Genomic DNA, 6,213 nt, shown 5'->3' with positions numbered 1-6,213 from the left:
TCTTTTTTCCAAAAGGTGGTTTTCTAAATCCCATTTTAACTATTTGCGTGAAGCGCCTAACAAAGCATTTAAGAGTGACTCACAACGCTTGGCGATCTCAGTTTAAACTTGGTTTTAGTGTTTAAGGTGCAATGGTTTGGGTTAGGTATTTAGCGTTGTTCGCACCTTAATGCGGCGTTAGTTGCCAGCGGTAAAAACGAAGCTAAAGCAGAAATTTTAGGGCTAATGAAATTTTCAGTTTTGCTCGATTTTTGTCTGGGTGTGGTTTGCTGAAATTGTGTTCGACTTTTAATGTTGTGGTTTTATTTTGCCGTTTCAGGCGCTAACTCATTTGTTGAAAGTCAGCTTTGTGACATTGTCTTCCCAAAAGGTCTATTTGGTGCTTTCAGCTAGCTTTCTACGGCGTTGCTAGCTCCAAGTGGTTTCAGTGACAGGCGCTTTGAAACTGCGCCTGATTTGAGTTTTTCAAAGCGCATCAAAAACGGTGTTGGCAAAGTGGAAATGAACTGGAAATCATAGGCTTAGAATGGCAACTAACAAGGCGTTTAAGGCAGATTCGCAACGCTAGGCATTTTTGGTTTACTTTGAATTTAGTGTTTATGGCACAATGGTTTAGGTAAGGTGGCAATGTTGCTCACTACTTAACGCGGCGTTAGTTGCCAACGAGGAAAACTCAGCTAATACAGAATATCTAAGGCTAATGTCCGTGTGTTGCTAGTTCGTTTTCGTATTTCAACTTTTAGTTATTTGGGGTTGCGAAAATCGAGCTTCGGTTTCTTGTGTGGTTTGGTTTTTCTGTTTCAGAAGACGATTAACTCGCTGAGAGTAAGCTCTGTGATATTGTCATTTTCAAATGGGCTTTTTGGTGTTGTTAGGCTGTATTCTACGACGCTGGTTGTTCCAAGTGGCTTCAGTAACAGGCGCTTTGAAACTGCGCCTGATTTGAGTTTTTCAAAGCACGTAAAAACAGTGTTGGCAAAGTGGCAATCAACTTCAAAGAAAAGCTTTAGGTTTGGCAACTAACAAAGCATTCAAGAGGGATTTACAACGTTTGGCAGCTTTGGTTTGAATTAGCTTTAGTGTTTACGGCACAATGGTTTAGGTTGGGTGGCCGGCGTTGTTCACCCCTTAATGCGGCGTTAGCCATCTAGTCTTGTTCGTTAGCATAAAAATAAGGATCATTTGTGAAAAGCTACAAAGAAGTTACGGAAATAATTAAAGGGGAAAGTGACAGAGGTGCAGTCTTGATTGCAGCTGCAATGGTAGAGCTTGAGCTTGAAAACTTGTTAAAGGCAAAATTAGTCGACACTGATAAAAAGAAAGATCCTATATTTGAGCACAATGGACCATTGGGTAATTTCTCATCAAAAATAGAAATGGCCTATAGACTAGGTTTGATTACTCAAAAACAGAACCTTATGTTTAATACTTTTCGGAAGCTACGAAATCAGTTCGCTCATAGTTCGGTATCATTGAGCCTTGAAGATGATGCGATTAAAGATCAGTTAGAGGCGGTATTCAACCATAACTCTGATATTAAGGATTTGTTCGTTACTGCCGTTCAAGCTACGGCTGAGTCTCATGATTTACCAAATGAAATTATCAATCAAGACTTAAAGTCTGGTCGTTATATGCTTAACATGGTGTTCTCACTAGAAATATTAGCTCTGCATTTTGCGCAAGACAAAGTGATAAAAATCGAGCGAAAAGATGGCTAACAAACAATTTAAGAGTGATTCGGCACGCGTGGCATTTTTACTATGCGTTAGGTTTAGTGATTAAGGTGGTATGCCGAAGCATAGGTATTGCGTGCCTCACACCTTAATTGGGCGTTAGGTATCAGGAGAGACAATGATCAATTGGACTGAACCTTTTGAGGTGGCTAAAGAAAGAGCTAAGGTTATGAAACTCCCTTTACTTTGGATTGTTCTGACATCACTTTTTTCTGGTGTTTTTGCTGGCGTTAGTTTTTATGTGATTGCATCGTTGACTAACAATAGCCTGCATGTTGATATGCTTTTTTTCATCGGCTTGTTAGTTGCCGGTGGCGTGGTGTATACAATGTCAAAGACCCATATTGTGCAACAATCGATTAGTATCGATAATCTTGATAAAGCAATTAGAGTTGTTGGGACAGATTCCCGTCCGCATATCATCCAATTCTCTGCCTTAAAAGGTTATGCAATAAATACAAGTAATATGGGTATATTTTTGTGCTTGTATCCAGTAGATGGGGGAACTTACTCCGTTGCATTACCACGTGAATCTCGAAATGTTGAAGCTGCTATAAACGAATCCTTATCTGGAATTAAACAGGTAAACTTTATTAATAATTTAACGCGGAGTAGAGATACCTAACAAAGCGTTTAAGGCAGATTCGCAACGCGTGGCATTTTGGGTTTTATTCAGCTTAAGTGTTTATGACACAATAGTTTAGGTTCAGTGCTTGTGTTGCTCACTACTTAACGCGGCGTTAGCTGTTTTTAGTCAAATCAAGCAAGGATGTACATGGAATATAAACTAGATATTGAACCGTCAGATAGCGATATCAATGAAGTTCGTGGTGGTTTAATCAAACATAATACGCCATTCTTGGAAGGCATTTCGAAGTCTCAGGTTGGCTATTATGCGCTGAGGGACGAGAAGAAAGTTGGTGGTATTATTGCTGACCTTTGGGGTAATTGGTTGCTTATTAAATTCCTTTGGGTTGATGATTCAGTACGGGGTAAGCAAGTGGGTAGTGAGTTGATCAAATTGTTAGAGGGGTATGCCGTATCTAAAGGTTGTAAGTCCGCCCTTGTCGATACTCTTAGCTTTCAAGCGAAGCCTTTCTACGAAAAGCAAGGCTACAAGTGTCAAATGGTACTGGGCAACTATCCAATGGATTCGTCGCTTTCATTTTTGACTAAAACACTCGTGGAAGAATAAACAGCTAACAAACGCTTTAAGACGGATTCGCAACGCTTGGCGGTTTTGGTTTGAATTGGCTTCTGTGTTTAAGGTGCAATAATTGAGTTTTGTGGTAGCGTTGCTCACCACTTAAGCGGGCGTTATAGCTCTATGCCCCAATACGTGGAATGAATTATTGCTGGCTATGATATGTGTTGTACAATAAATTTTTTTTGTCGTTCAGGGAACCAACATTATGAAAAAAACTGCCTTGTTGTTGGCATTATTTTCTTTTAGTACTTCAGCATCTTTCACTTTAGATTTAACCGATCCTAAAAATCTAGCTATAGCAGATATGTATCCATCTTACGAAATGCTACGCAGTATAAGTTTTGCCGATACTGGTACAGGTTCATCCTTATTTGGTTTTAAGTCAGACAAGGCAAGCGATAATTGGGATACTATTTTTGAAGCTAGGATTAGTACTAGCAAGTCGGGACAGCAGCGAATTTACGTTACTCTCGCTGTACCTTGTACAGACCGAGAAACCAGTTATGAAAATATTACGATTAAAACTAACGACCAAAATGTTAGATATAATAAATTCTGTGATGGTAGCCATATATACTTAACACCTTTAAGTAAGGCTGGAGACAACTTTTTAGTTGACCAGTTTAAGAAGAAAAATAGTGTTGCTTTTGAGTTTTCTGATATTCGTGTGGTTTTTGATGCAGATGGTTTTACCAAAGCTTGGAATAGCTATGGTGGTGATGCTTTGTAGTTCTAAGACCTATAACAAACTGTTCAAGAGGGATTCGCAACGCGTGGCACTTTTACGATGCGTTGCGTTTAGTGTTTAAGGTGCCATGCGGTGGCTTTGGTATTGCGTTGCTCACCCCTTAACAGGGCGTTAGGTTTTAGGAGGTAAAATGGCCAATCCACGAATTTTGAAGGCTCAAGTGAAAGATGTTACCTGTGGTGAAGATGTCACTATTATTGAGCCTGCTAATGTTTATGGCTGCGAACTGAGAGCTGGTGTGTTTGTTGGACCGTTTGTCGAAATACAGAAAAATTCAGTTATTGGCGAGCGCACTAAAATCCAATCTCATAGCTTTATCTGTGAGTACGTCACTATTGGAAGTGACTGCTTCATTGGTCACGGTGTCATGTTTGCCAACGATCTTTTCAAAAGTGGTCAACCTGACTCAAATCCAGATAATTGGGGACGCACAGTTATCGCTAACAGTGTGACAATCGGGTCAAATGCTACAGTGTTGCCTGTCAACATTTGTAGTGATGTGGTCATTGGTGCAGGTAGTGTTGTAACTAAAGACATTACAGAGAAAGGTATTTACGCAGGTAATCCAGCTAGAAAGTTACGCGACTTGCCTTGAGTACAAACCTAACAATCTGTTTAAGAGGGATTCGCAACGCGTGGCATGTTTACTATGCATTGGTTTAAGTGTTTAAGGTGGTATGCGGCGGCTTCGGTATTGCGTTGCTCACCCCTTAACAGGGCGTTAGGCCTCTCAGGAGAAATATATGGATATTCGCTTAGCCCAAAAAAGGGATTTAGATGAAATTAATGCGCTGATTAACATGTCTTCGAAAGAGCTTCAATTTGGATTTTACAAATCTAATGTTATTGAAGAAGCTTTAGAATTAGTCACAGGTATTGAAGCGTTGATTGAAGGGGAAACATTTTTAGTTGCTGTTCAGTCAGAGAAAATTATCGGTTGTGGTGGTTATGTGAATGCTCAAACATTCTCTGAATTACGAGCCTTTTTCGTTCATCCAGAATTTTCGCGAAAAGGTATTGCAAGCAAAATAATGTCTAAGTGTATTGAGCATTCGGCTGAAGTAGGTTTTAAACAGATTAAGCTTGTCGCAACCTTAGCAGGCGTTCCATTTTATACCAAACTTGGATTCACGGAAGTTTCTAGAGAAATCATCGCTCTTTCAAGCGGCTCACAGTTTGAGGTTGTGGTAATGACTAGGGGAATTTCTTAATAACGTCCAAACAAGGCCTAACAAGTTGTTCAAGAGGGATTCGCAACGCGTGGCATTTTTACTATGCGTTAGTTTAAGTGATTAAGGTGGTTTGCAGAGGCCTCAGTATTGCGTTGCTCACCCCTTAACAAGGCGTTAGTTTACCAATCAGGTTCAGCACCCTAACTGTAATTGCTAGGGTGTGGATATTATTTCAAATGATTCTGGGGTAACTGCGATTGACTAAGAACGGCAACGATCAGAATAAAGCCATCTTCTTTGGTAAAGTAGGCAGTGTGCTTGCCAACAGGGAAGTAGAAGCCACTTTGGTATAACTCATCACAGCTTCTGCCAACTGCTGGATTGTCAGCAAGCATTTGAAAAGCAGTTAGTAGGTTGTCTCTGTAGCGATTCCATTGTGATTCGGAAAAGTTTGTAACGGTGTAGCTTTTAATTTTGCGCAAATGGCTTTGCGCCAATTTGCTTAGCTTATATTTGTTCGTTTGCATACTTTAGGTTACAGGCTCTTCAAGAATGTTTCGCCATCAACTACATTACCCTGCGAGAGATCTTGTTTTGCAGCCTCAAAGCAATGTTTAATGTAACCAGCTTTCATTGCTTCAAGCTCTTCGTAATCTTGAATGGACATTACAACGACAGCATCTTTACTGTTTTTGCTGATCTTAACTGGCTCTCGTTGAGCACTTAGAAGTAGTTCGCCAAAATTACGTTTAGCGTCGTTTGCTGTTAATGTATGCATGTTAAAGCTCCAAACTTGGTTACTAGTAAGAGTATAATCGATTGTGCGAAATGTTCAATTTAATTAAATCGTGCGATTTGTGCGAAAGTTAAACTAACAAGAAATTTAAGAGTGATTCACAACGCTTGGCGCCCTCACTTCAAGTAAGTTTAGTGTTTATGGCACAATGGTTTAGGTAAGGTGCCAGCGTTGTTCACACCTTAATTTGGCGTTATACCGCAATCAATCATCTAACCTTTTCATAGCTTTACGGTAAACATCGCTACGTTCGCGTTTTCCGACAGCTAAGACGGTTACAATGATGACATCGTCTTCAACTTTGTAGACGAGACGGTAGCCCGATTGACGCAACTTAATTTTGTACATGTTGTCAGCTCCAGAAAGCTTTGAAGCCGGAACATGTGGGTTATCTAAGCGCTCGATTAGCTTTTTCTTAAATTGTTGTTGTAGAGTAGAGCCAAGCTTTTTCCACTCTTTGAGTGCGCTCTTTTTAAAGTCGAGTTTATAGGTCATCAATATTTACCGAAATGCTCTCTTCAGATTCACGCTCTTTAGCGATAGCTAGTAGTTCAAGA

At 40.0% G+C, this 6,213-nt stretch carries 9 protein-coding genes and 2 pseudogenes; 7 read left to right on the top strand and 4 right to left on the bottom strand.

Annotated elements, in window-relative coordinates; translation table 11 throughout:
• Positions 1-839 precede the first annotated feature (839 nt).
• The 7 genes and pseudogenes from L3V31_RS21660 (at position 840) to L3V31_RS21610 (ending at position 4,899) form a co-directional block, all read left to right on the top strand.
• Positions 840-1,023: pseudogene (locus L3V31_RS21660) on the top strand (hypothetical protein).
• 161 nt (positions 1,024-1,184) lie between these two features.
• The gene (locus L3V31_RS21655; protein WP_237319238.1) at positions 1,185-1,718 is read left to right on the top strand and encodes an MltR family transcriptional regulator; all 534 of its coding nucleotides are present in this window, start codon (positions 1,185-1,187) and stop codon (positions 1,716-1,718) included.
• A gap of 133 nt (positions 1,719-1,851) precedes the next feature.
• Positions 1,852-2,358: a hypothetical protein gene (locus L3V31_RS21645; protein ID WP_237319236.1), complete on the top strand. Its 507-nt coding sequence runs from the start codon at positions 1,852-1,854 to the stop codon at positions 2,356-2,358.
• A gap of 150 nt (positions 2,359-2,508) precedes the next feature.
• Positions 2,509-2,928 carry a GNAT family N-acetyltransferase gene (locus tag L3V31_RS21640; protein ID WP_237319234.1) on the top strand — a complete coding sequence of 140 codons (420 nt, stop codon included), beginning with the start codon at positions 2,509-2,511 and terminating at the stop codon, positions 2,926-2,928.
• 217 nt (positions 2,929-3,145) lie between these two features.
• Positions 3,146-3,670, top strand: a complete 525-nt coding sequence (locus L3V31_RS21630) for a hypothetical protein (protein WP_237319232.1) — start codon at positions 3,146-3,148, stop codon at positions 3,668-3,670.
• Positions 3,671-3,818: 148 nt separating this feature from the next.
• Positions 3,819-4,283, top strand: coding sequence for an acyltransferase (locus L3V31_RS21620; protein ID WP_237319230.1), 465 nt, complete (start codon positions 3,819-3,821; stop codon positions 4,281-4,283).
• Between the two features lie 148 nt (positions 4,284-4,431).
• On the top strand, positions 4,432-4,899 hold the full coding sequence (locus tag L3V31_RS21610) for a GNAT family N-acetyltransferase (protein ID WP_237319228.1): 468 nt from the start codon (positions 4,432-4,434) through the stop codon (positions 4,897-4,899).
• 188 nt (positions 4,900-5,087) lie between these two features.
• On the opposite strand, the gene L3V31_RS21600 is transcribed toward L3V31_RS21610, so the two are convergent.
• From L3V31_RS21600 to L3V31_RS21585, 4 genes and pseudogenes are all read right to left on the bottom strand, one after another.
• Positions 5,088-5,387, bottom strand: coding sequence for a type II toxin-antitoxin system RelE/ParE family toxin (locus L3V31_RS21600; RefSeq protein WP_237319225.1), 300 nt, complete (start codon positions 5,385-5,387; stop codon positions 5,088-5,090).
• A gap of 8 nt (positions 5,388-5,395) precedes the next feature.
• Positions 5,396-5,638, bottom strand: a complete 243-nt coding sequence (locus tag L3V31_RS21595; RefSeq protein ID WP_038173093.1) for a type II toxin-antitoxin system Phd/YefM family antitoxin — start codon at positions 5,636-5,638, stop codon at positions 5,396-5,398.
• Between the two features lie 222 nt (positions 5,639-5,860).
• Positions 5,861-6,151, bottom strand: a complete 291-nt coding sequence (locus L3V31_RS21590) for a type II toxin-antitoxin system RelE/ParE family toxin (RefSeq protein WP_005377002.1) — start codon at positions 6,149-6,151, stop codon at positions 5,861-5,863.
• Positions 6,141-6,213: pseudogene (locus L3V31_RS21585) on the bottom strand (antitoxin); the annotation flags it as partial. The pseudogene L3V31_RS21585 and the gene L3V31_RS21590, both read right to left, overlap by 11 nt.

Origin of the sequence: Vibrio sp. J1-1, assembly GCF_021728395.1 — a bacterium.
In the GTDB taxonomy this organism is placed as follows: Bacteria; Pseudomonadota; Gammaproteobacteria; order Enterobacterales; family Vibrionaceae; genus Vibrio.
This window is presented reverse-complemented; position numbering and strand designations above follow the sequence as displayed.

What these genes read in the sequence shown, in the direction of transcription:
- L3V31_RS21645 (WP_237319236.1), top strand. Translation starts at nt 1,852, where the DNA reads ATGATCAATTGGACTGAACCTTTTGAGGTGGCTAAAGAAAGAGCTAAG.
- L3V31_RS21640 (WP_237319234.1), top strand. Translation starts at nt 2,509, where the DNA reads ATGGAATATAAACTAGATATTGAACCGTCAGATAGCGATATCAATGAA.
- L3V31_RS21630 (WP_237319232.1), top strand. Translation starts at nt 3,146, where the DNA reads ATGAAAAAAACTGCCTTGTTGTTGGCATTATTTTCTTTTAGTACTTCA.
- L3V31_RS21620 (WP_237319230.1), top strand. Translation starts at nt 3,819, where the DNA reads ATGGCCAATCCACGAATTTTGAAGGCTCAAGTGAAAGATGTTACCTGT.
- L3V31_RS21610 (WP_237319228.1), top strand. Translation starts at nt 4,432, where the DNA reads ATGGATATTCGCTTAGCCCAAAAAAGGGATTTAGATGAAATTAATGCG.
- L3V31_RS21600 (WP_237319225.1), bottom strand. Translation starts at nt 5,387, where the DNA reads ATGCAAACGAACAAATATAAGCTAAGCAAATTGGCGCAAAGCCATTTG.
- L3V31_RS21595 (WP_038173093.1), bottom strand. Translation starts at nt 5,638, where the DNA reads ATGCATACATTAACAGCAAACGACGCTAAACGTAATTTTGGCGAACTA.
- L3V31_RS21590 (WP_005377002.1), bottom strand. Translation starts at nt 6,151, where the DNA reads ATGACCTATAAACTCGACTTTAAAAAGAGCGCACTCAAAGAGTGGAAA.